Origin of the sequence: Bartonella sp. PS17NMGDW (assembly GCF_042193555.1) — a bacterium.
GTDB lineage: Bacteria > Pseudomonadota > Alphaproteobacteria > Rhizobiales > Rhizobiaceae > Bartonella > Bartonella grahamii.
In genome coordinates this window covers 97,691-122,382 of the sequence record NZ_JBHILY010000007.1, presented here as the reverse complement: position 1 = coordinate 122,382, position 24,692 = coordinate 97,691, and the positions used below count along the sequence as shown (strand labels likewise).

Annotated in this window: 13 protein-coding genes and 1 pseudogene; 1 reads left to right on the top strand and 13 read right to left on the bottom strand. The window is 37.5% G+C overall.

Features of this window, described 5'->3' with window-relative positions; all coding sequences use genetic code 11:
- Window positions 1-91 (bottom strand): annotated as a pseudogene (locus tag ACFIJK_RS06375) (phage tail protein); the annotation flags it as partial.
- Window positions 92-450: 359 nt separating this feature from the next.
- On the bottom strand, window positions 451-1,581 hold the full coding sequence (locus tag ACFIJK_RS06370; protein WP_375627262.1) for a metallophosphoesterase: 1,131 nt from the start codon (window positions 1,579-1,581) through the stop codon (window positions 451-453).
- Window positions 1,582-2,399: 818 nt separating this feature from the next.
- Between ACFIJK_RS06370 and ACFIJK_RS06365 the strand changes: the two genes are divergently transcribed.
- A complete protein-coding gene (locus tag ACFIJK_RS06365) occupies window positions 2,400-6,008 on the top strand; it encodes an autotransporter outer membrane beta-barrel domain-containing protein (RefSeq protein WP_375627261.1) in 3,609 nt (1,202 codons plus the stop codon).
- 595 nt (window positions 6,009-6,603) lie between these two features.
- Here the strand turns inward: ACFIJK_RS06365 and ACFIJK_RS06360 are convergent.
- The 11 genes from ACFIJK_RS06360 to ACFIJK_RS06310 all read right to left on the bottom strand — a co-directional run bounded on the left by ACFIJK_RS06360 (window position 6,604) and on the right by ACFIJK_RS06310 (window position 24,654).
- Entirely contained in the window at window positions 6,604-7,386 is a 783-nt protein-coding gene (locus ACFIJK_RS06360; protein ID WP_375627260.1) for an ABC transporter ATP-binding protein, read from the bottom strand.
- Window positions 7,373-8,257, bottom strand: coding sequence for an ABC transporter ATP-binding protein (locus ACFIJK_RS06355; RefSeq protein WP_375627259.1), 885 nt, complete (start codon window positions 8,255-8,257; stop codon window positions 7,373-7,375). The genes ACFIJK_RS06360 and ACFIJK_RS06355 overlap by 14 nt, the downstream gene beginning before the upstream one ends.
- On the bottom strand, window positions 8,250-9,179 hold the full coding sequence (locus tag ACFIJK_RS06350) for an ABC transporter permease (RefSeq protein WP_375627258.1): 930 nt from the start codon (window positions 9,177-9,179) through the stop codon (window positions 8,250-8,252). The genes ACFIJK_RS06355 and ACFIJK_RS06350 overlap by 8 nt, the downstream gene beginning before the upstream one ends.
- A 2-nt stretch (window positions 9,180-9,181) precedes the next feature.
- Window positions 9,182-10,255 carry an ABC transporter permease gene (locus ACFIJK_RS06345; RefSeq protein WP_015856298.1) on the bottom strand — a complete coding sequence of 358 codons (1,074 nt, stop codon included), beginning with the start codon at window positions 10,253-10,255 and terminating at the stop codon, window positions 9,182-9,184.
- Between the two features lie 112 nt (window positions 10,256-10,367).
- A complete protein-coding gene (locus tag ACFIJK_RS06340) occupies window positions 10,368-11,969 on the bottom strand; it encodes an ABC transporter substrate-binding protein (RefSeq protein WP_375627257.1) in 1,602 nt (533 codons plus the stop codon).
- A gap of 365 nt (window positions 11,970-12,334) precedes the next feature.
- On the bottom strand, window positions 12,335-13,960 hold the full coding sequence (locus tag ACFIJK_RS06335; protein ID WP_375627256.1) for an ABC transporter substrate-binding protein: 1,626 nt from the start codon (window positions 13,958-13,960) through the stop codon (window positions 12,335-12,337).
- A gap of 1,611 nt (window positions 13,961-15,571) precedes the next feature.
- Window positions 15,572-16,198: a DNA-3-methyladenine glycosylase I gene (locus tag ACFIJK_RS06330; protein WP_375627255.1), complete on the bottom strand. Its 627-nt coding sequence runs from the start codon at window positions 16,196-16,198 to the stop codon at window positions 15,572-15,574.
- On the bottom strand, window positions 16,176-17,606 hold the full coding sequence (gene xseA / locus ACFIJK_RS06325) for an exodeoxyribonuclease VII large subunit (protein WP_375627254.1): 1,431 nt from the start codon (window positions 17,604-17,606) through the stop codon (window positions 16,176-16,178). The genes ACFIJK_RS06330 and xseA overlap by 23 nt, the downstream gene beginning before the upstream one ends.
- 401 nt (window positions 17,607-18,007) lie before the next feature.
- Entirely contained in the window at window positions 18,008-19,639 is a 1,632-nt protein-coding gene (locus ACFIJK_RS06320; protein ID WP_375627253.1) for an ABC transporter substrate-binding protein, read from the bottom strand.
- Between the two features lie 830 nt (window positions 19,640-20,469).
- Window positions 20,470-22,101, bottom strand: a complete 1,632-nt coding sequence (locus ACFIJK_RS06315) for an ABC transporter substrate-binding protein (RefSeq protein WP_375627252.1) — start codon at window positions 22,099-22,101, stop codon at window positions 20,470-20,472.
- A gap of 927 nt (window positions 22,102-23,028) precedes the next feature.
- Window positions 23,029-24,654 (bottom strand): ABC transporter substrate-binding protein, encoded by a 1,626-nt coding sequence (locus ACFIJK_RS06310; RefSeq protein WP_375627251.1) that lies wholly within the window; start codon window positions 24,652-24,654, stop codon window positions 23,029-23,031.
- Between the last annotated feature and the right edge of the window lie 38 nt (window positions 24,655-24,692).

Here is a 24,692-nt window from a genome sequence, read left to right as displayed (position 1 = left end):
CTGGATTAGCTTCCAAGGTGGCTTCTAAATAACCGTTTAGTGCCCCAACTTGGATTCGGTCTCTGAACACTGCCATGGCATGGTGAAAGCAGCATCACAAAACATCAATTGTTTGAAGATTATAAGTAGAAAATGAATCAAAACAAAAAGTTTTCTTGGTAATTCTGGATACTTCCTCGACACACTCCTCTTTCTCTTCCAAGATGAAAGCCTAAAAAGAAAAAATAAAATAACAAACCATTATTCCGCTTTGTATTAAAGCTCAGTTCACATTAAACCATTGCACTTATAGCGCTTAACCTGATATTTTAGCATTTTTGAAAAAAAGATGAAAAAGATATCTGATTTTTCATTCTATTTTTAAGTGACACTTAGACACTCTCATTGCTTTTCAAATCCGCACATATAATACGTTTTTTCCTTATCCTTAAAACAAAGAAAAAAATCCTATTATAACTGACTGCAACTCGCGGAAAATTGGGTGTCTTTCCCTATAACACCAAGATCTTTAATTAAAAGCGGTTTTCCTATTTCTCCATTATAGGCTTTAACGTGAATGGTCTTTCCCTTCACATCTATGAGGTAATAATCTCCATTAAAAAGCGCACCAGCTGTATAGATAGGGATATTTCCAAAAACCTTATCATTTTTCGCACGGCAATAAGACTGATAATGCGTATGACCCACGAAGATTGCTTTAACATTATGAGAGGTAATAATTGACTTAAAGACCGACAAATCTTTAGCATTCTTTTTACGAATAAAAAAGGATTCACCATCAATGGAAGCAGCACGCGCATCATGAAAATTAATGATTGTCACTTTACCTCTTGCATCAGCAGCAGTTAAATCGTTCCTAAGCCAATCTAAAGATTTATTGATTTGCGCCTGCATAGACTGTCCCATCAAACGAACCGTATAGCTTGGATAATTGTGAAGCTGCACATAGTGAACATCTCCATAATCCCAAGAATAACTCAAACTCCCCCTTATCGAGCGAATATTTCCACCCGAAATGGGAACCAAACTTTCAGTAACATCTGCATTAAAATGCAATAATTGATTACGGTATTTTTTGATTTCCGATACCATTCTTGAAACTGCACTTATAGCACAGGCATCTTTGTAAAAACTGAATTCTTGAGGATTTGTACAATTACCAACATTATTGGCATAATCATGATTCCCTAGCCCCTCATAGACAGGCGCTCCAAGAGTTTTATAAACATTTTTATAATCATCATAGTTTTTTTGTTGTCCAAACTCCGTCAGATCACCATTGACAATATGGAACGCGGCCTTGTGCGCTTTTATCACACCAGCAACCTGCTCATTTATCTTTAACCACGGCTCTCTGTTTGATATTCCATTGGCATCACCAGAGTTTAAACGCCACGGTTGGGGATCAGCCATGATGATAGCAGTATAATTTTTTACAAGAGACCTTTCTTTTATAGACCAGCCCATGAATGCATCATGATAAAGCCTCTCGTCCCTTCTTAACTTTTCAGAATCAAGGTTAAAACAACCAGAGATAGTAAAAGCAATCACGGTGATTACCAATTTAACTTTATATCTCATAAACCTAGCACCATAAAAACGTTACATATTTTATTATATTATAAAAAAATCCTCAGAAGCAATTTTTTAGATTTTCTTGTCAAGAGTGTGTCAAAAATTCAAAATAACGAAAGCAATAATCCTTCAATGAAGGTGCACTTTGATGATATAAAAGCACTGTTGGTTTCAAACCTTCAACTTCAAGCACTTTAATTTATTGAGATTTATGAGCTTGGGCTCTGTCAAATGCTATCGATACATCAACAGCTTATCAAAAACTAGGCATTTATCAGAAACCTAGCAAGTGTTCGTATACTATTAAAATATCCCAAACAGGAGAAACGAACGTATGCTGTATGCTCGAGAAGCCGTCTCCGTTAGATAGCAAAATCAAACACATTAGAATCTTATGAAAGATAAAGTAGGAATAATCAAAATGCTAAAAACAGTGTTTGGGTATTACTGTCATAACTAACTCTGGAAAGACCACAAACTGTAAGAAATATTACAGAAAATATTATTATTAATTTATAAAATTCATATGAACAATAATATAAAATATATCAAAACATAATAAAATTAACATTTTTACAAAATAGTTTTATAATAAATTTAATTATGTAATATAAAGTAATCACTTTATGATTATAAAAACGTTATGTATTAAATATAAATATGTAAAAAATTTAATATCAATTATTTTTTAGCTTTGACAAGCAGTAGAAAATAAAATACTTATAAAGACTATTACTGAAATTAATAACAACTATCCATTTTCACTTCTTCTTATGAAGTTCGCGGGGAAATGAATTTTTGGGGCTCTCATAAGGAGAATGCTAGTGTATAAAACATCCCTTTTATCATGCACGGCTGCAGCCGCTATCATCCTGTTCAACATCCAGTTCAGTGCACATGCTGAAACCCTCGTAGTTTCTGAGGGAAAACAACAAGAAGTATCCGATAAAACCTACGAAACTATTCACGCAAAAGACGGTGGCAAAATCATTGGAAAACATTTAACCATTGTTACGAATAAAGATATAAACCAAGGCACAAACCAAACCGTCTATGCTGTAACAGCAGAAGGTGCTAACAGTGCGATTGAGTTACTGGATGGCACAACCATTAAAGGCACTGGTTCTGGTATTTTCTTAGGCCTTGAAGCCAAAGACGGTGCTACACTTCAAATGACTAAGGGAACAATTACATACTCTGGAATGGGTGCCTCCTCATCTGGCATTTTATCTAGCACTGGTGCTTCCTTTTCTGACAGTAAGAGTAAAAAAAACAAGCTGGAAGACGTGGTAATATCGAGTGAAAACGATAACATTTTACTACCCTTAGGAATAAGTGCTAAAAACAGCACAGTAACTTTGAACAATGTAACCGTAACTCAAGCACTAACAGGCATATCTGCAGATGATCACTCGACAATAACAATCTCTGGAGGATCACTCGATGGGGAAACTGATGGGGTATATGCTGGAAACGGCAGCATCATTACTTTAAACAACAATGTTACAGTCGCATCATCTAATGGTAATGCACTCCATGCAGATGGTATAGAATCCAAGATCACAATGAAAGGAGGGACCGTCATAGGAGGAAATTTGAATGGACATGAAGGCGCATTATTTACAGAAAATGGTGGACGTATTGAAATTACGGATGTTACTCTAATAACCAATAACTTCGGAAACGGTGCAAATGCCAATGGCTTTGGAAGCATAATTGAATTAAAAGGCAAAACAAGCATTGAAAAAGTTAGAGATGGACTGAGAGCAGAAAAAGGTGGTAAAATCACCAGCGAAGATTTAACAATAACTGCTTATGAAAACCAAGAATACGGTACTTCTGGTATAACAGCCATTGATCCCAATAGTGAAGTTCAATTAAAGGGTCATACAACCATTGAAAAAGTTTTTGTCGGTCTTGGAGCCTTTAATGGTGGCAAAATCGTTAGTGGAGATTTAACAATAGTCGGTGGTAAAGCAATTAATGACAACCCCAATGAAGCACGATCTGGTGTATGGACATCGGGCTCTGGGAGTGAAATTCAGTTAACTGGCAAAACAACCATTCAAAATTTTGATGAAGGTCTTTATGCAGATGATGGGAGTAAAATCATTACCGGAGATTTAACAATAACCGGTAGTGAGTCCGAAGAACCAACCGTTGGTGTAAGTACTTGGGAGGCCGATAGTATAGTTGAATTAAATGGCAAAACAACTATTCAAAATGTTGGTATTGGTCTCGCTACTGGTGAAGATGGCACAATTAAGATGGCTAATGGCGCTATTGATACTAATTCTAAAGGTCTAGATACCCAATCCGACACTCCTCAGAATGGGAAGAAAAATAAAATAGAAGCAAAAATGGCTGCGCTGGTTGTAATAAATGGCGGACATATTGATCTGACAAATATTTCTGCCACAGCAGAAGTTGCCGGTTTACAATTCGCAACTTTCTCCGATGATAATCCAAATGGCTCGCATGATCCACAAAAATATCATAGTAATGAGATCAATCTGACCAATGCAGAGCTTCATGCTGAAAATGGCACAGGAATTTTCATTGGAGCTGTTGTTGAAAAAAGCATCGAAGATACTAAAGCTCCATCAATCGGCACAGTCAATCTTAAAAAATCAGAAGTCCATGCCGATGTTTTACTAGGAAATGGTATTGCTTGGGACAAAGCGTCATGGAAAGATAAAGATTTGTGGGATGATAAAGAGGTTAAAGCGATCTCCAACGGCACCTTCACCTTAAGCGCTGATCAGTCTATTCTAGAGGGCAGAGCAAATATTGCTAAAGACAGAAGTGTGCACTTTGATCTGAAAAACAATACAAAATGGACGTTAAAAATCAGCAAAAATGAAAAAGATGATGATGGCAATCTCCTTGATATCGCTCAAAGATCTCGTTCTGATATTTCCACGCTTAATCTCGATAACAGCTCCATTATCTTTAATGGACCAACAGAAGATCATTACCAAACATTGCATATAGGTTCTGGTAAACCAGACACGCAAGAAGTCTACAATGCAACGGGTGATGCAAAGATTTACTTCAACACGGCTTGGAGTGATGGTGCTGCAATAAATGACCAAAAAACCGATAGACTTTTGATCCATGGGGATGTCTCTGGCAACACATCAGTTTATGTCACGGGGCGCTTAGAAGAGAACAATATCGAAGCAAATACCTCTGCTGCTGCCAATGTCCGGGGTCTTTCACTTATTCAAGTTTCTGGAAAAGCAGAGGAAAACTCTTTCAAACTGGTAAATGGCTATACCACAAGAGGTGGCTTACCAGATATGTATACACTACGTGCCTATGGACCAGACTCAAGCCAAGGCAACGCCGATATTGCACAAAACCTCTTTGATGAAAAGAATGAAAATTTCTGGGATTTCCGTTTGCAACCCGAACTGCTTGACTCCAATTCTGGTTCAAATCCTGATCCTGAAACAAATATCCCTACCGTTGCCCCTGTACCACAAACAGCAAGCTATTTAGTCATGCCAAATGCTCTCTTCTATAGTGGATTAACCGATATGGCTAAACAAAACGCACTCTTAGCCAATATCAGAACATCCGTCTTAGGAAAAGAAGAAGAAAAACAAACCGGTTTCTTCCTCTATACTTACGGAAACACAGGAACCTTATCTTCTGAACGTGGTCCTCTCAAATATGGTTATGGTGCTGATATCCGCTATGCTGCTCTCCAAGCCGGTGTCACATTCGCAGCATTAGAAGGACAAAATACCACAACACATTTCGGTCTTGTAGGCACCTATGGGCGACTATCTTTCACTCCAAAAGAGATGCAGGATGCAAGTAAAAGCACCTTAGATAAATGGTCTCTCACTGCCTATGGCAGCGTGCAGCATGACAGTGGTTTCTATATGGATACACTGTTATCCTATGGGATAATAAAAGGAGATATCGGCAATGCCATCAGAGGAAATACCACAAAATTGAAAAATGCCAAAATGTTGAGCATCTCCACCACTGTTGGCAAAGAATTTGCAACCGGAATGGAAGGTTTAACCTTCGAGCCACAAGCACAAATTGCTTATCAACATTTGATGTTTAATACCATTGAAGATGCTGATAATTTTACCGTTGATATGAAAAATCCTTCTCAATGGTTGATCCGTGTTGGTGGACGTTTGACAAAAACCATTTCCACTGAAAACAACCGTCCTATGTCTTTCTATGGAAAAGTAAACTTGATCAAAACCTTTGGTGATGATGGCACTATCCAGATTGGTAGAAACTTTGACCTTGATCCTATGGGGCCTGCAATTGAAGGCGGCATTGGCATCAATGCGCAACTGTCTCACAATTTCTCCCTTCATGGTGATGTAAGCTATCAACAAAAGCTTCAGAAAACGGGTATAAGTGGTGCAAGTTTTTCAGGCGGCATACGCTATCAGTTTTAAAAGCAAGGTTGTAAAAATAGCTTATTCGTTCTATTCAATTTAACAAAAAGGCAGCGCAATATGCTGCCTTTTTTATTTATAAAATCTGTCTTTAAGAATAGAAAAAACAAAAATAGTTGAATCATTCTCATGTACTATTGAAAAATTTTCATAACAGCTTCTTCTTTTTTAAAAAATAAAACTTAGCGTTTTTGGATAAATAAGAGTAACACTGTAAAAAAGAGTAAACAAATCAAAAAAAATAAAAATTAAACTATACCCTAAAGAATAAATTTTCCTAGAAAACATAGCATCATTAATCACCTATTATTTCTTACAAGCTTAATGCTCATCTAAAATGAAACCTTCTAAACATAAATTTATAGTCAACAAACTGTACAACAAATATATAATGCGCGTTATGAGTCATGCAGATGACTCATAATGTTGTACGCCTAATAAAGTGAAAAATATGAGAGCTAAAATTTCTTTCAATAAATTATATCGATAAGATTTCACACTATAAAAAATACAAAAACTCTCTATTACAACAAAGATACTAAATACTTCTCGAAACCTAAAACAGAAAAATGTATTTTTTCTTTTGGAAAATCGATCATACTCTTTGCTCTCTATGGACAATAGGCTCTATACTTGCTTCAAAAAACTCCTTTGTATAATCGTGTTGCGCGTGTAAATTACGCAATTCATCATTGCTAAGCTCTTCAAGAATAATCCCTTTATGCATAATTCCAACACGTTCACAAATATGTGCAACAACAGCAAGATCATGGGATACCATCAAATAAGTAAGTTTTTTTCTCACTCGCAACGATTTCAACAAGTTTAAAATTTCAGCCTGTACCGACACATCCAATGCAGATGTTGGCTCATCAAGCAACAAAACCTCTGGTTCAATAATTAAAGCACGTGCAAGAGCAATACGCTGACGCTGTCCTCCAGACAACTCATGAGGATAACGATAAAGAAATGAAGAATCTAAACCAACGGAATCTAAAGCATCCTCCACCCGCTCTCTTTGATTATCCATCCCATGGATTTTGAGCGATTCAGAAAGAACCGTATGGACCATTTTTCTTGGATGCAGCGAAGCATAAGGATCTTGAAAAACCATTTGAATACAGCGTAAAAAATCCTTACTTCTTTTCTTTTCAACTTCTTGTCCAGCAAAAAGGAACTTTCCACTATAATCTGGAATAAGCCCCACCAATGTATTCAAAATTGTTGATTTTCCACATCCGGATTCACCAATCAAACCATAAGCTTCACCACGCTTAATATGAAAATTAACATTTTTAACAACTGTTACTGCCTTATGTCTATGACCAAAAGTTACAGATAAATTAGAAACATCAATAATATTCTCACAATTTGTCATGAGGAACCTCCTCAACACCATTAACAATCGTAGGATTATACAACCAATCAGGATCACGCTCAGGAACAGCCAAAACATCAACAGGATTATCAAGCCGTGGTAAACTCGCGAGCAATGCCTTCGTATAAGGATGACAAGCGTGAGACAAATCAGAAGCAGGCAACTCTTCTAACACACGGCCCGCATACATCACCAAAATACGATCGCAAAAATCAGCAATCATATTTAAATCATGACTAATGAAAATAAGTCCCGTTCCAGATTTTGTCACAAGTTCATCTAATACAGATAAAACTTGTCGTCTGACCGTAATATCAAGTGCAGATGTTGGTTCATCGGCAATAATTAAATCAGGTTTTGGAATGAGCATCATTGCAATCATCACACGCTGCCCCATCCCCCCTGATATTTCATGAGGAAAGAGACGCATCACATGTTCAGGATCACGAATATGAACAGATTCTAACATAGATATGGTGCGCTCCCGCGCTTCGGCTTTTGAAACACGATAATGAATGCGGTAAGCCTCCATAATCTGCTCACCAATCCGTATTAATGGATTAAGTGAATATTTTGGGTCCTGTAAAATCATTGAAATACGCTTCCCACGGATTTTTCGCATCTGAGGTTCACTTGCGGTCAATAAATCAACATCCTCAAAGCGCATTTTTTTAGCTTTAACAATGGCTGCTCTTGGACTCAATCTTAGTATTGCGCGCCCAGTCATCGATTTTCCAGATCCGGATTCACCAACAATTCCAATTTTTTCTTTTCCAACAGAAAAACTAACGCCACGCACAACTTCTGAAATGCCGCGCGTTGTAGGAAAAGAAATACGTAAATCTTCTACTTCTAATAATTTATTATCCATTGCGTGGATCCAATACATCACGAAGACCATCACCTAAAAGGTTGAAAGCAAGACTTGCAAATAATATTGCACAGCCTGGTATTGCCGCCAACCACCAATTTGTCATCATAAATTCCCGCCCTGAAGAAAGCATCGCACCCCATTCAGGACTTGGAAGTTGAGCTCCCAACCCTAAAAAACCAAGACCAGCAGCCGTTAAAATAATTCCAGACATATCTAAAGTTAATCGTACAATCACTGAAGGAATACACATGGGCGCAACGTGAAACAAAATTATTCTCCAAGCAGAAGCCCCTTGCAAGCGAACGACAGAAACATAATCAGAAGAACGTATTGTCAAAGTCTCAGCACGTGCTAAACGTGCAATTGGGGGCCATGCTGCAATTGAAATTGCAATAGAAGCATTTTCAATCCCTGGTCCCAATGCAGCTGAAAATGCAAGAGCTAAAATCAAACCTGGAAAAGCAAGAAAAATATCGACAATGCGCATGAGAACAGTATCAACCCATCCGCCCATATAACCAGATACGGTTCCAACAATAAGCCCTATTGGACCTACAATAATGGTTGTAAGAAAAACAACATAAAGAGTAATACGGGAACCAAAAACAAGGCGACTAAAAATGTCACGTCCTAATTCATCTGTCCCAAAATAATGCGCCATAGAGGGTGGCTGCAACCGATGCCCTAGATCATTGCTAAGAAAATCATGCGTAGCAATCCAAGGAGCAAAAAATGCACATATGATAATAATACAAATAATAAGCAGACCAAATACAGCCGAAAAGTTATGAAAAAACTTAACCAGTGCGTGATAAATTCTTTGTATGTTCGCCTGAATTATGGAGCTTGGAACAGGGTCGTTTAACCAACCGCCAAAAAAAGATGATGATTGCGATTTATGATGATTACTTACTGTCATATTCAACGTGTCCTTGGATCAAAAATGCGATAAAGCAAATCAGAAAATAAATTAATGGCGACAAAGATAAATCCTACAAGTAAAGTACATCCTACAACTGCATTCATATCTCCGGCTAAAAGAGCATTTGTCAAGTAATGTCCAAAACCAGGCCAAGCAAAAACTGTCTCCGTTAAAACAGCCCCTTCTAATAAAAAAGCATAAGAAAGCGCAACAACGGTAATAACCTGAACAGCAGCATTCTTAAAGGCATGTCCCCATACCGTTCGCGCCCACGATAACCCCTTTACACGTGCAGTAATGATATATTCCTGATTAAGCTGCTCAATCATAAACCCACGAGTCATACGGCTAATATAAGCCATAGCACCGAAAGCTAAGATCAAAGCAGGCATAATAATGTGACTAAAAACATTACCAAAAGCCTCCCATTGTCCTTGGCTTGCAGTATCCCAAAGGAAAAATCCTGTTTTTGGTTCGAAAGAATATTCATAAAGAAAATCAATACGTCCTGGACCACCAACCCAGCCAAGCTTGGCGTAAAATATTAACAAAGCCATTAAACCGAGCCAAAACGTTGGAGTAGAATAACTTACAAGTGTAAAAACACGAACAACATAATCAATAAATGAATCGCGATACATTGCTGCAAAAACACCAAATGGAATTCCAAGACTTGTGCCAATAACAATAGCAACGGTTGCAAGCTCTAATGTTGCAGGAAATACACGCATAATATCAGCTAGAACAGGACGCCCAGAAGTTAAAGCATCTCCAAAGTCAAATAAAAATACATTATGAAGATACTTCCAATATTGAACAATCAACGGCTTATCAAGACCAAGCTTATAATACATTGCATCATAAGCTTCCTGACTGATATTATCACCAAGAATAGACAGAACTGGATCTAGAGGAAGAAGATGACCAAGAAAAAAAGTGATCGTCACCAACCCAAGCAATGTGATAAAAACTGAAATAAGAAGTTTCAATCCTTTGCATAAAAAATCCCATAAAAATAATCTTTTCTGCTTTTCTGATACAGCTCTTTCAGTCTCTGAAAGTGGCAAAACCATTATAAAAATCCCCTCTGTAGCGACAAAACATAAAGCAAATACCTTTTTTTATATAACAAAACAACCTCTTATTAAGCATGTTCTACAATCCTTCTCTATAACATGCTTCTTTTTATTTTTCTGCTTCATTGTAATAAAGTCTATAACTGTTCCAAATCCATTTTTTGACATCAGGTCCCATACCAACGGTATAATATGTCTGAAATAAATAAACCATAGGACCATGCTCTAGCACATAATGCTGTAAAGTACGATATTGCATGATACGCTTATTGGGGTCTTTCTCAAACAAAGCATCCATCACCATGTTATTAATATTTTCATCATAATACCCAGCGCGCCAAGCCAAATACATATTGTGCTTTTTTGTAAATGTTGGATCAGGATTAAACACGTGATTTAATGAGGCAGGATGTCCATCAGGATCGGCACTCCCCCACCCCATAATAGCAGTATCGTAATTTCCACCACGTACACGGCTCAACAATTGATTTTGTGCCATTTTTTCAATTGTCAGCTCAACACCAATTTTACGTGCATTAGCTTGAATAGACTGTGCAACAGACGACATATAACTAAGGCTTCCAACTAAAAGATTAGCTTTAAAACCGTTCGGATAACCAGCCTCAGTAATCAACTGTTTTGCTTTTTTCAAATCCAACTTAAAAGGCAGCCCTTCTTTTTCATCCAAAGCACCAGGAACACCCAAGGACATATAAGTTGCCCGCGGAATAGCAATCCCCTTCAAAACAGTTTTTCCAAGACCTTCATAATCAACCAAATAACGAAGTGCCAATCTGACCTTTTCGTTTGCAAAAATTGCATTCTTATTATTTAATGATAGATAAATAATCTGGGGGCGCAAAACACGACTAATTTTGACTAGGCCTCCCTTTTTTTCAAGATCTAAAATATCCTCTGAAGAAAGATCACGCGCTATATCCACATCACCTTTTTCCAAAAGAAGTCTTTGACTTGATGAATCTGCTACGTGCTGCACAACAATCTTCTTAATTTTAGGCACATCGCCCCAATAATGCTGTGTAGCCTCTAATACAACTTTATCTCCTGGAGACCAGCTCACCAATTTATAAGGTCCAACACAAGCCGAATGTGTTGCTAAATATTTATTCCCCATATCACCGTTAATACTCTGCGCTTCAATTGTTTTCCGATCAAGCAAAGCAGAAGCATAAGATTGTCCAATAACAGTCAATATGAGCTGAATAGGATAGGGTTTATCTAATTTTAATTGCAAAGTCTTATCATCAAGAGCCTGAATATTTGTTTCAACATTGTTTTTAGTAAACCCATAATCCATTAAAGATTGGGCATAGCTCAATCCTAATTTAATAATCCGCCGCATCGACCATACCAAATCTTGCGCCGTTGCTGTTCTTCCATCATTAAACTTTAAATCATCACGAAGATGAAAAACTATTCTTTTGCCATTATCTAAAACATCCCAAGATTTTGCCATAGCAGGGCGAATTTTTGTAGGATCATGCTCATCATATTGCACTAACGCGCTACAAATATTCGTCAATAACTCACTCGTCACAACTTCAACAGTTTGCGCTGGGTCAAAACTACTCATTGAATCAATATTCCATGCCATCACCAATATATCTTTAGATGAAGCACTAAATGCTGATGCTATAGCCCCATTTAAAAAAGCTGTTATGCCTAATAAAACAGAAAATTTTTTCAACATTTTTTTCCCCATTATATTCTTGTGCCTTTTTCACACATAGTCGTTGTGATTTTGCTCTTTCATCTTTTAAACAGCATAGTATCAAACATCAACTTCATTTAATCAAACTAAGCATCTATAAAATAATTCTCTCATATATCAATCTGCATTCAGGATGCATAGAATCTGTAGCCACAAACAAAGATCTTCTCCAATATAACTTTCTATATTCATCCCTCCTTAATAAACGACCTCCACCATATACAGCACAAATACCCCTCACAGTTTCTTCCTTAAAAAACTGAAGGACTTTTATGTGAAAAAATATTTTCATCATGCTATTATGATCAAACTACTTTTACCTTTGACAACACGAAAAGACACTCTTATTTTTCAATTTTACTATAAAAAATACGCGGTGCACTATTCCAAACCCATTTTTTGACATCCGGTGTCATCGCTATAACGCTATATTGCTGGTAAATAAACGCATAAGGTCCTTTTTGCATAAGTTCACGTTGTAAATCAGCATATATTTGCGCCCGTTTTTGCGGATCTTTTTGAAACAACGCATCTTCAACTTTTTGATTCATCTTGGCATCAAAATATCCATGCTTCCAACTAGGATAGGCAGTGTTTCTAGCCTCAAACCGATTATCTGGATTATAAACAAGACGTGAAGCCATTGTATGAGGATCCGCAGAATCATTATTCCATCCGACAAAAGCCGTATCAAAAGCCCGTGCATTCACTTTTGAAAACAACTGTGTACCTGCCACACGTTCAATTTTAAGACGCACACCCGCCTGCGCAGCACTATCTTGAAGTGACTGAGCAAGTAATAAAGTATAAGGAGTGTTTGACACGAGAAAATTTGCCTCAAATCCGTTCGGATAACCAGCCTCTGCTAAAAGTTGCTTGGCTTTTTGAATATCAAGCTTAAAGGGTTGTCCTTCTTTTTCATCTAAAGCCCCAAAATTGCCAAGAGGAATAAAACTTGCCCGTGGGATACCAATCCCTTTGAGAAGTTTCTCGCCAAGACCTTCATAATCTATAAGATAACGCATCGCCAAGCGCACTTTTTCCTTAGCAAAAATGGGATTCGTCGTATTGAATCCCCAATACATCATGGTTGGCACCAACACTTTTTCAACTTTAACATCTGTTGTTTTTTGCAGATCTGCAAGATCTTCAGGTGTCAAATTACGAGCAACATCAATATCATGTTTTTGCAATAACAAGCGCTGTGTTCCGGGCTCCGCAACATGGCGAATTAAAATCTGCTTTAGTTTAGGTGCTTGTCCCCAATAGTGAGAGCTTGCAAGTAACAAAATCACTTCTCCAGGGCGCCAACTTTTTAAATGATAAGGGCCAACGCAAGCAGCATGAGTTTTCAAATACTGATTTCCCAGATCACCGTTTTTTTCATGCTTCATAATCGTCTTACGATCAAGCAAAGCTGTTGCAGGACTTGCAACAATATTATTCAGAATGAGCTCTGCTGGATAAGGCTTATCAAATTTCATCACCACTGTTTTCTCATCAACAGCTTGCAAAGCATCATCAACATTTTGTTCTGTAATTCCATATTCATTAAAAATTGCTGCATTAGCCATCTGCAATTTAACAATCCGCTTCATCCCCCAAACAAGATCATTGGCATTGGCTGATCTACCATCGTTAAACTTTAAACCATCACGCAAATGAAAAGTAAGCACTGTAGTATGATCATCACCTGAAACATCCCAATGCGTTGCTAAAGACGGAACTATTTTCGTTGGATCATCTGTCGCAGTACTGACCAAATTATCACAAACATTTCCAATAATTTCACTTGCATAAACATCATTGAGCTGCGCAGGATCAAACGTACTGATTGCATCAAGATTCCAAGCCATCACAAGGGTATCAGCCGGTGTTTTTGCTGAAACCTGTTGTACAACTACTCCCAGTGCCATAAGAGCAGCAACAATAGAGCTGCTACTTTTCAATATTATTTTCTTCAAGTTCATAAACGTTTCCCTTTATTTATTTTTTATTAATTAATGACGCTGAAATAACATGGCAAATTTATAATTATACACATTGAACAAATACATTCTAATCGCCTATACAGAGTCATCTACTTTATAAATTCATTGACTACATCTCAATCAAACCATAGCGAACATGCAATATATGTTTTGCTAACCAGTATCACATTCTTTCATAACCTTTCTTTGCATGCGATAACGCCGTATACCAGCCCCATTAATCATCAAAAGGATAAGCCTTTTAGCCTCCAAAATGGTAAGCTTTTAAAAAAAATCATTGCGCAAAAATTTATGAATTCACCACTCTATTACTTTAGGCGGTATTTAAAATAAAATACGCAAACTTCAAAAATTGTCATTCTCCTCAAACACTCAATTTCAAGATGCGGCACATCTTTACTACATGATCAAAACTGCACTAAAACAGCAGAAAGGCATAAGAAAAGATCTTTTCCAAAACTCTACCCCCACAAAAATCTGCTTAATCTTTTGAAAACCAAGTGTCAAAAGTTTTACGTTTTTACCAAAAAAACCAAACACGTTAACAAAAATAAAGGAATAATGAGAAGAATCACCCCTTGCAAGCTTTGTCTTTTGAGAGATAAAGATTGCAATAAAAGAATACACACTAAAATGCACTTCTCCATTGATAAAAACAAAATTCATTAGACTACCCCCAAAGACATAATGAATATAGACCCTTCTAAACTTTAGTGTGCATCACTGCTTTACCACTATAAAAATAGAACAGAAAACAACACACTGCAACAAAACTCTTGTTTCCAGCAGAAACATACAGAGCTTCAACTAAGTAATGTAGTGGATACAAGCCTGCGTGAGCTTAATCATTTTCCTAAAAATTGGAGAGCACACGCGGCAAAATCACTCTCTAATAGAAGAAAACTATCAGATAATAAAACCCAACACAAGCAGCTTAAGTCATTTAACTTCAATTTTTCATCACTGCATTTTATTTTTATTCCCTAGGTAAGTACTGAGCAATTGACCTACACATAAATAAACCAACAGTCATACAACCAAAGTAAAATATAACAATGCAACAACATCCCCCTCTAAAAACCACTTTGCATTCGTCAATAAACACGAATAAAATATTCATTACTTATTATAACGGTCATGTCATTAACAGAAATAAAAACATCTCTTCTGAACCATTTCAAATGCCAAGAACTGTTGCACAACATTGAAAGCTAGTAAAGTGTGTGATGGTGCTGATTTTCTCTTTCATAAGTGTAAAGATAGAGTGCACAATGGATTGACTGTTATACCATTCATGAGCTGCGTCGCAAAATGGGCTTTGGTACACTAGATGTTTCTTTAAAACATACAAGACGTTACCATTATCTCACTTCAGATACATGACAGTTAAGATATCACTCCTTTTTGCATCTGTTTTTTTCATCTTCAAAATTATACCTTTATCGTTTTGAGTGCCAACAACAGTAGGAAATTATTGATATTGTATAGTTCAATTATCTTATACAATGGAGTTGTATAATCTATACATTTATTAAACAATTTAATTATTATCCTATTGATCATTACTCATACAAAAGAACGTTGGCCAATTTATCGACAAAAACATCCTTCAAGATGATCATTAACGATCCCTACGGACTGCATAAAAGCATAACAAATTATGGGACCAATAAATGTCCAGCCACGTTTCTTCAAGTCTTGAGAAAGACGAAGAGAAGCAGGGGTTGTGGGATGAGCCGACAGTGTTTGAAAGTCTATCTTTTCATAACGCTCTGATTGTGGTGGCTGAAAAGACCAAAAATAGCGAGACAAGCTCCCCCACTCTGTTATAATTTCTTGTGCTCTAAGTGCATTATTAAGCACTGATTGAATTTTTCCTTGATGGCGAACAATGTCTTTATTCTGCATTAACATTTTCACCTTTAGCTCATCATAATGAGCAATCTTTTTAAAGTCAAAGTGATCAAATGCAATGCGAAAAAAAGAGCGTTTTTTTAAAATTGTAAACCAAGAAAGCCCCGCTTGGAAACCTTCAAGAGAAATTTTTTCAAACAAACAGGTATCTTCAAAAACAGGTTTTCCCCATTCGTTATCATGATAAGCACAATAAAGTGGATCCGTTCCAGCCCATGCACAACGAACTTTTCCATCCGCTCCCTTAAGAAGACCTTCCGCAAGCATGGCATTAACCGTATTAAAAGAGAGTTCCTTGATCATCGCTTGGCGACTTTATCGGCTTGTGTTTTGAGCGTTTAGCGGAAACAGATTCTTGTGTTGCAACATTGATATCACCATCAAAAAAGCGTAAATTTATGTGCCCCGTTTCAGGAAACTGAGCCAAGCGTTTAATGGGCTTATTCTCTTTCCCCAAAACCAAAACAAAGCCGCGCTCCAAAATATTCTGATAAGAAGTGCTTTTTAAAAGCCTAAATGCAAGCTCCATTCGGGCACGTTTTTTTTCCACACTACGCACAAAAGCACGATGAAGGCGCGCCGTATATTCTTTTGTATTGCGGTGTGCTTTTTCATTATTTAACAAACGTAACGAAAGACGTAAACGAAGAGTATGAAAAGAAAAACGTTTTTTATCGTAGCTTACACAAAGAGCACGCTGTAATCGATTTGAAATTTCATCAAAACCACGCCGTGGTAGAGCGAAAAGTTGGTCGACAGTGGGAAGACCACGTCTGACTGCACGCAACTTTTGTTGATGAAAATCAAAAGAACGTACAAGTCCCTTGCGCAAACGTGCCCCAAGAGACGCAACACACACTTCAAGATCAAGCTTAACGGGAACAGCCTTTTCTGCAGCTCCTGTAGGAGTTGGAGCACGCCAATCAGCGACATAATCAATTAAAGTCCAGTCCGTTTCATGCCCAACAGCAGAAATAACGGGAAGAGCAGAGGCATAAACAGCACGAACAACAGCTTCGTCATTAAACCCCCACAAATCTTCTAAACTTCCCCCTCCCCGTGCAACAATAATAAGATCAGGTTTTGGAATAAGTCCTCCTGGAGCAAGAGCATTAAAACCTTCAACAGCAACAGCTACCTCTCTCCCACTTGTTTCCCCCTGAACACGTACAGGCCAAACCAAAATATGTAACGGAAAACGGTCGGATATACGATGAATAATATCACGAATAACAGCACCTGTTGGTGATGTGACAACGCCTATAATTCGAGGCATATAAGGCAAAGGTTTTTTCTTTGCTTCATCAAATAAGCCTTCTTCCACAAACTTTTTCTTACGATTTTCAAGAAGTGTCATCAAAGCACCAACCCCCGTTGGTTCAAGAGCCTCAATGACAATTTGATATTTCGATGACCCTGGATAAGTTGTAAGTTTACCAACAGCAACCACTTCCATCCCTTCTTCAGGAGGAAATTTGAGCTTTTCCATCACTCCACGCCAAATAACAGCTTCCAACCGTGCCTTATCATCCTTTAAAGCAAAATAAGCATGTCCTGAAGCATGAGTACCACGGTAACCTGATATCTCCCCACGCACCCGTACATAACCAAACTTTTCTTCAACAACACGCTTTAGAGCTCCTGCTATTTCGGAAACAGTAAATTCTGCCACATTTGTTACACCTGTTTTTTCACTAAACAAACTTACCATTTTTCAATTCTTTACGCCCGTTTCTGTAAATCTTTTTGAAACAACACAATCTTTAAAATTTTTATTTATAGCTTCATCAAAATATCCATAACACCGGCTAGAACAGCTTATATTTCGAATTTCAAACCGATTATCCGAGTTATAAAAAAGCTTGGAGCCGTTGTATGGGGATCTCCAGAGTTATTATTCCATCCGAAAGCTGTATCAATAGAAGTTAAAATATTCAATCTTAACATCCACACAAACACATCTTTCATAAGAATTCCTGAAATAAAATTCTCTACACAACATAGTAATCCATTCCCGATAAAATTCAACGTATTGCAAAGTGTTAAAGAGCTTTGCAATACATCAAATATATCATGATCATGTTTTTTATATTTTATAAACCTGATACCTTCTTATTTTTCAATTGCACTATAAAAAATACGTGGTGCACTATTCCAAACCCATTTTTTAACATCAGGTGTCATAGCTACAGTATGATACGTCTGATAGATAAAAGCATAGGGTCCTTTCTGCATAAATTCACGTTGCAAATCAGCGTACATTTGCGCCCGTTTTTTGGGATCTTTTTCAAACAACGCATCTTGAACCTTTTGATTCATAGTTTCATCCAAATACCCATGGCACCAACTCGCATAGCCTGTATTTTTAGCCTCAAGCCGGTTATCAGGATTGTAAATAAGGCGTGAAGCCATTGTATGAGGATCCGCAGAATCATTATTCCATCCGAAAAAAATCGTATCAAAAGTACGTGCATAAAATTTTGAAAACAACTGCGTACCTACAAAACGTTCAATTTTAAAACGCACCCCAACCTTTTTTGCATTGTCTTGAAGGGACTGAGCAATTGGCAAAGCAAAAGGATAAGGAGATGCCCCTGCAAAAATATTGGCCTCAAAACCATCTGGATAACCTGCTTCCGTTAAAAGTTCCTTTGCTTTTTGGAGATCAAGTTTAAAGGGTTGTCCTTCTTTTTCATCTAAAGCCCCAAGATTACCAAGAGGAATAAAACTTGCACGGGGAATACCAACATCTTTGAGAAGGGTCTTACTGAGTCCTTCATAATCAATAAGATAGCGCATCGCTAAACGCACTTTTTCCTTAGCAAAAATAGGGTTCGTCGTATTAAAACCCCATATAATCATGGAGGGCGCCAACACTTTTTCAACCTTAATATCCGTTGTTGCTTGGAGATCTGCCAAATCCTCTGGCATCAGATTACGTGCAACATCGATATCGTGTTTTTCCAATAATAAACGTTGCGTTCCAGGCTCCGCGACATGGCGAATTAAAATCTTCTTCAATTTAGGCGCCTCACCCCAATAATTGGAGCTTGCACGCAATAAAATCCCTTCTCCAGGGCGCCAACTCTCTAACTGATAAGGACCAACACAAGCAGAATGGCTTGCCAAATACCGGTTTCCCATATCACCATTTTTTTCGTGTTTCATGAGTGTCTCACGATCAAGCAAAGCAAGAGTACGACTAGTGGCAAAATGGCTAAGAATAAGCTCTGCTGGATAAGGTTTATCAAATTTCATCACCACCGTTTTCTCATCCGGTGCTTGAAAAGCCTCATCAACATTCTGTTCTGTGATACCATATTCATTAAATGTCGCCGCAGTAGCCATCTTCAATTTAACAACCCGCTTCATGCTCCAAATTAGATCATTGGCATTCGCAGGACGACCATCATTGAACTTCAAACCATCACGCAAATGAAAAGTAATCACCGTACGCTGATCATCACTTAAAACATCCCAACTCTTCGCCAAAGAGGGAACAAGTTTAGCTGCGTCATCTTTAGCTGGTTCAACTAAATTATCACAAACATTGACAAGAACTTCGTTACCATAACGGTCATTAATTTGTGCGGGATCAAATGTACTTATTGAATCAAGATTCCAAGCCATCACAAGCGTATCGGCAGGTGTTTTTGCTGAAACTTGTTGCACCAAAATCCCCAGTGCAATAACAGCAGAAACAAAAGCACTGCTCCCTTTCAATATTTTTCCTTTCAAGTTCATAGACTTTTCCTTTTAAAATTTATTGTATAAGTTCTCCATGCAACAATAACGTGCAAGAAATAATAAGATTAGACTTAGAAAACATACCTCCTCGAAATAAAATTAAAAACTCAACAGAAAACGATCTGATATAAAACGAAGGTATTAGGCATAACAGCATCTGTTGGAGATATCACAGTGCTTACAATTTGGGACATATCAGGCAAAGTTTCCTTTTGCTTTATCAATCAGACCTTTTGCTTCAAATTTCTTTTTTGATTTTCTAAAAAGTGTCGCGAAAACACCACGTCCGGTTACTTCAAGAGCCTCAATAAAAATTTGATATTTTGATGATTTTGAATGAATTGTAATTTGCTGAAATTGATCATTTACCCTCCTTCTCAAGAGAAAATTTGAATTTTTTCATCACTCCCCATAAAATAATACCCCAATTGCGGAGTGTTATCTTTCAAAACAAAAGGAAACATAACATAGGCATCATAAAAAACTGATATTCCTCTTTGCCTCCACACCAAAACTCTTCTTCAACATTGCAAAGTCTTTGCTCCTTTAACAATGCTAAATACCACAACATTTGTTGTACTAATTTTTTCAGCAAATGAATTGATCTCTTTTCAATTCATGGAAGTTGAAATATTAAGTTTAAACATCCAAGCAAGCACATCTTTAATGAGAATGAAAGATCCCTTAATAGAAATCTTGCAAAGACACTCAGCAATATATCCTCTATTATTCACAATCTTCAACGTATTGCAAAACATTTAAGAACTTTGCAATACGTCAAATATATCATGATCATGTTTTTTATATTTTATAAACCTGATACCTTCTTATTTTTCAATTGCACTATAAAAAATACGTGGTGCACTATTCCAAACCCACTTTTTGACATCAGGTGTCATCGCTACAGAAACATATGTCTGATAAATAAAAGCATAGGGTCCTTTCTGCATAAATTCACGTTGCAAATCAGCATACATTTGCACCCGTTTTTGGGGATCTTTTTCAAACAACGCATCCTTAACCTTTTGATTCATACTTTTATCAAAATACCCATGGCACCAACTAGCGTAGCCCGTATTTTTTGCCTCAAACCGATTATCTGGATTGTAAATAAGACGTGAAGCCATTGTATGGGGGTCCGCAGAGCCATTATTCCATCCGAAAAAAATCGTATCAAAACCACGCGCATAAAATTTTGAAAACAACTGCGTACCTACAAAACGTTCAATTTTAAAATGTACCCCAACCTTTTTTGCGTTGTCTTGAAGGGACTGAGCAATAGGTAAAGCAAAAGGATAAGGAGATGCCCCTGCAAAAATATTGGCCTCAAAACCATCCGGATAACCTGCCTCTGTTAAAAGTTCCTTTGCTTTTTGGAGATCAAGTTTAAAGGGTTGTCCTTCTTTTTCATCTAAAGCCCCAAGATTACCAAGAGGAATAAAACTTGCACGGGGAATACCAACATCTTTGAGAAGGGTCTTACTGAGTCCTTCATAATCAATAAGATAGCGCATCGCTAAACGCACTTTTTCCTTAGCAAAAATAGGGTTCGTCGTATTAAAACCCCATATAATCATGGAGGGCGCCAACACTTTTTCAACCTTAATATCCGTTGTTGCTTGGAGATCTGCCAAATCCTCTGGCATCAGATTACGTGCAACATCGATATCGTGTTTTTCCAATAATAAACGTTGCGTTCCAGGCTCCGCAACATGGCGAATTAAAATCTTCTTCAGTTTAGGCGCTTCCCCCCAATAATTGGAGCTTGCACGCAATAAAAGAGCTTCTCCAGGACGCCAACTCTCTAACTGATAAGGACCAACACAAGCAGAATGACTTGCCAAATACCGGTTTCCCATATCGCCATCTTGTTCGTTTTTCATGAGTGTCTCACGATCCAGCAAGGCAGCAGTGCGATTAGTGGAAATATTGCTAAGAATGAGCTCTGCAGGATAAGGTTTATCAAATTTCATCACCACCGTTTTGTCGTCCGGTGCTTGAAAAGCCTCATCAACGTTTTGTTCTGTAATCCCATATTCATTAAATGTTGCCGCATTAGACAATTTCAATTTCACAACCCGCTTCATACCCCAAACAAGATCATTGGCATTGGCTGATCTACCATCGTTAAACTTTAAACCATCACGCAAATGAAAAGTAATCACCGTACTCTGGTCATCACTTAAAACATCCCAACTCTTTGCCAAAGAAGGAACCATTTTAGCTGCATCATCTGTAGCAGAAACGACCAAATTATCACAAATATTGTTAACCACTTCAATTCCATAACGGTCATTGAGTTGTGCAGGGTCAAATGTACTTATTGGATCCAGATTCCAAGCCATCACAAGCGTATCGGTAGGTGTTTTTGCTGAAACTTGTTGCACAAACATCCCCATTGCAAGAACAGCAGAAACAAAAGAACAGCTCTTTTTCAATATTTTTCTTTTCACGTTCATAGACTTTTCCTTTTAACGTTTATTGTATAAATTCCCTATGCAGCAAAACGTGCTTAATAATTAAGTTTAGACGAACTATAGGCTCCTAAAGACCAAGCTTTAAAATATTTAAGAACAAGCACCTCTTGCCAATGACTCCTCCTGCCTACACTTGTAAGCCAAACCAAAACATACAAAGGAAAACACTCTGGTATATAATGAACACTCACCAACAACAGAGCTTATTCACGATATCATAACGCCTACTATTGAAGACTATAAAACCAATATTTTTTCTCTATCTTGTTAAGCAAGCTTGTCTCTTTTATTTCTTCCAGCGTTTTGTATACCATCAAAGCACTAGCCCTTTCGGCTCACGTACCTTAATAACAAAGAGCTTTCATAATAATTTGACGATTTGATAAAACAGGAAAATTCGTTAGTTTGCCAAGTGCAACGACTTTTATTCCTTTTTCAAAAGGAAATTTGTTTTTTTTCATCACTCCCCGTAAAATAAGACCCTCCAATTGGTATCTCATCATCTTTCAAAGCAAAAGAAAATATGAACACCATAAAAAACTGAATCCCTTGTGTACCCACCCATACCAAAACTTTCCTTCAACATCGAAAAACCTTTACACCTTTAACACTACTAAATTCCACGACATTTGTTACACTTAGTTTTTTTATGTTACACTCAGTCTTTTAACAAATAAATTGATGACTTTTCAATTCAGAGAAATTGAAATATTCAATCTTAACATCCACACCAATACACCTCTAATGAGAATGAAAAATCCCTTTAAACGAATGTCTTAAAAAGACATTCAACAGTATATCACGCATTACCTATAATCTTCGACGTATTGCAAAGCTTGAAAATTTATACAATACGCCGAATATATCATGACAATGTCCTTCATCTATTGAACAGCATTGAAGACACGCTTATTTTTCAATTTTACTATAAAAAATATGCGGTGCACTATTCCAAACCCACTTTTTGACATCCGGTGTCATCGCGACGACGCCGTATTTCTGATAGATAAACGCATAAGGTCCTTTTTGCATAAGTTCACGTTGTAAATCAGCATATATTTGCACCCGTTTTTGCGGATCTTTTTGAAACAACGCATCTTCAACTTTTTGATTCATCTTGGCATCAAAATACCCATGCTGCCAACTAGGATAAGCTGTATTTTTTGCCTCAAACCGATTATCTGGATTATAAACAAGACGTGAAGCCATTGTATGAGGATCCGCAGAATCATTATTCCATCCGACAAAAATTGTATCAAAAGCTCGAGCATAAAGTTTGGAAAACAACTGTGTACCTGCCAATCGTTCAATTTTAAGACGCACACCCGCCTGCGCAGCACTATCTTGGAGTGACTGAGCAAGTAATAAAGTATAAGGAGTGTTTGATACGAGAAAATTTGCCTCAAATCCGTTCGGATAACCAGCCTCTGCTAAAAGCTGTTTGGCTTTTTGAATATCAAGCTTAAAGGGTTGCCCTTCTTTTTCATCCAAAGCCCCAAGATTGCCAAGAGGAATAAAACTTGCCCGTGGGATACCAATCCCTTTGAGAAGCTTCTTGCCAAAACCTTCATAATCTATAAGATAACGCATCGCCAAGCGCACTTTTTCCTTAGCAAAAATGGGATTCGTCGTATTGAAACCCCAATACATCATGGATGGTTCTAACACTTCTTTGATTTTAACATCTGTTGTTTTTTGCAAATCTGCAAGATCTTCAGGTGTCAAATTACGAGCAACATCAATATCATGTTTTTGCAACAATAAGCGCTGTGTTCCGGGCTCCGCAACATGGCGAATTAAAATCTGCTTCAGTTTAGGTGCTTGTCCCCAATAGTGAGAGCTTGCACGTAACAAAATCGCTTCTCCAGGGCGCCAACTTTTTAAATGATAAGGGCCAACGCAAGCAGCATGAGTTTTCAAATACTGATTTCCCAGATCACCGTTTTTTTCATGCTTCATAATCGTCTTACGATCAAGCAAAGCTGTTGCAGGACTTGCAACAATATTATTCAGAATGAGCTCTGCTGGATAAGGCTTATCAAATTTCATCACCACTGTTTTCTCATCAACAGCTTGCAAAGCATCATCAACATTTTGTTCTGTAATTCCATATTCATTAAAAATTGCCGCATTACCCATCTTCAATTTGACAATCCGCTTCATCCCCCAAACAAGATCATTGGCATTAGCTGGTTTGCCATTATTAAACTTCAAACCATCACGCAAATGAAAAGTAATCACCGTACTGTGATCATCGCCTGAAACATCCCAATGCGTTGCTAAAGCAGGAACCATTTTAGCAGGATCATCTGTCGCAGTACTGACTAAGTTATCACAAACATTGCGAACAATTTCACTTCCATAAACATCATTGAGCTGCGCAGGATCAAACGTACTGATTGCATCAAGATTCCAAGCCATCACAAGGGTATCAGCCGGTGTTTTTGCTGAAACCTGTTGTACAACTACTCCCAGTGCCATAAGAGCAGCAACAATAGAGCTGCTACTTTTCAATATCTTTCTTTTTAAGTTCATAGACTTTTCCTTTTAAAGTTTATTGTATAAATTCCCCA